A 2,099-nucleotide genomic window follows, 5' to 3' on the forward strand; every position below is an offset into this window, starting at 1 on the left:
CTTCTGAAAAAGAAATTTCTGATTGTGATGCAAAAGAAGTCACAGCAGCGTAGGGAACCATTTCAGCTCCCGTCAGAGCGGTTACCGTTCCGTCAGCTTTTGCTTGAAAAGCTTGTCCATTTAGAATGATCAGTTCGCCGTCTAAATCATTTAGTGTACCGATTCCTAAATTACCATGAGTGAGCAGCTCCTCAATAGTGAGTGTGCCTTCAAATAAACCGGCCATTAAGGCGCCTAATGTTCCATGTTGAAAAAGGGTTTGCGAGTTCAATTGATATCATCCTTTCTGGGCCATTCCTATACGCGTTTAATAGAATTGATCGGGTAGAATCGTTTTGCCTAGTTCATGGTTGCTGGAATAATCAATTGGAATATCCACGATGACCGGACCCGTTACGGCAAAAGCTTCCTCTAGTACGGTTGCTAATTTATCAGACTCAGTGACACGCAAACCGACAGCACCAAAGGCTTCTGCGTATTTCACAAAGTCTACGGGGCCAAAATTCACTCCTGAAGAACGGTCATATTTCATTTCTTCTTGAAACTCGACCATATTGTACCGGCCGTCATTCCAAATCAAATGAACGATATTCATGTTTAACCGGACAGCTGTTTCTAATTCCTGTGCAGAGAATAAAAATCCGCCATCGCCTGAAACAGAAACGATTTGTGTATCAGGTCTAACCAAAGCGGCAGAAATCGCCCAAGGCAAAGCAACTCCTAAGGTCTGCATCCCATTGCTAAACAATAAATGACGCGGTTCATAGCTTCTAAAGTGACGAGCCATCCAAATATAATGGCTCCCGACATCGACCGTTACCGTCATTTCATCAGTGACTAATCGCTGCAGTTCTGCGATCACAGCTAATGGGTGAGTCAATTCTGAGTGTTTGGCGACAGGCGGCAAATCACGTTGGTCTAATTTTTCTTGCAAGGTAGCTAAATACGTTTTAGAATCAGCGGTCAATTGATAACCTTCTAAATAAGGAACCAAATTGGCTAATGTTTCCGCAATGTCCCCGGTTAATTCTGTTTGTGGTTGGAAATAAGAATCAATTTCTGCTAGGGTATCATCGATAACCGTGATCACAGCATTTTGTTCAGCATTCCAGTTGCGGGCTTCATATTCAATTGGATCATAGCCGATCGTAATCACTAAGTCGCTGCGTTTTAATAACATATCGCCTGGTTGATTGCGAAACAAGCCAACTCGGCCAAAGAAGTTACTTTCTAATTTTCGAGAAATGACCCCTGCTGCTTGAAAAGTCTCCACTATTGGAATATCTGATACCTCGACCAGGTGACGAATCGCTGCTGTGACTTCCGGTGAGGAAGCGCGCATGCCTAAGAGCAATACTGGCAACTTGGCCTCTTTGATTTTATTGGCTAATGTTACGATCTCAATTTGGCTAGCGGGACCCAATTTTGGTACAGCTAATGCCGCAACAGGTTTTATATTGGTAACGGAGTCTGTTACATCTTGAGGAATACTGACAAAACTGGCTCCTTGTTTTGATTCTTGTGCAGCGCGATAAGCGTTTGCCAATGCTTCTGATAAATTATCCGGTTCTTGGACTTCGACACTGTATTTCGTAATCGGTGAGAAAAGAGCGGCATTATCCATACTTTGGTGAGTGAGTTTTGATAAATCCGAGCGTTTAACTTGCCCGGCAATGGCTAAGACCGGATCGCCTTCAGCCGTTGCTGTGACTAGTCCGGTGGCTAAATTACTAGCTCCCGGTCCGCTGGTTGCTAAGACAGCCCCGGGTTTTCCAGTCAGCCGTCCTATTGCTGCAGCCATAAAAGCTGCATTTTGTTCATGACGAGCGACAATCAGTTCTGGACCTTTTTCAGTTAATACATCAAAAACGCGATCAATTTTAGCGCCTGGTATACCAAAAATATAGTCCACGCCTAAATTCGTTAAACTATCTACTATCGTATCTGCGCCATATCTTTTTTTATCGGTCATTGGTCTTCTTCCTCCTATTTTCCTCAAAAATTAGGTCATGTTGCTTCTTGCCTAAGTTTATCACTCTTTTTGTTTAAAAGCTGATATCAAGCACTCGCAAAAGGATTAGCGATTCATTATACAGTCA

2 protein-coding genes are annotated in these 2,099 nt (G+C 43.2%); both read right to left on the bottom strand.

Annotated features, from left to right (window positions below; genetic code table 11):
* On the bottom strand, window positions 1–271 hold a 271-nt coding region (locus RT405_RS08975), incomplete at its 3' end, for an acetolactate decarboxylase (protein WP_313469177.1).
* A 36-nt stretch (window positions 272–307) separates the two neighbouring features.
* Window positions 308–1,972: an acetolactate synthase AlsS gene (alsS, locus tag RT405_RS08980; protein WP_313469178.1), complete on the bottom strand. Its 1,665-nt coding sequence runs from the start codon at window positions 1,970–1,972 to the stop codon at window positions 308–310.
* Window positions 1,973–2,099 lie beyond the last annotated feature (127 nt).

Source organism: Carnobacterium sp. (assembly GCF_032094055.1).
Taxonomy (GTDB): Bacteria; Bacillota; Bacilli; order Lactobacillales; family Carnobacteriaceae; genus Carnobacterium_A.

Bases quoted from the DNA above. Each gene is read 5' to 3' on its own strand.
- alsS (WP_313469178.1), bottom strand. From the start codon at position 1,972: ATGACCGATAAAAAAAGATATGGCGCAGATACGATAGTAGATAGTTTA.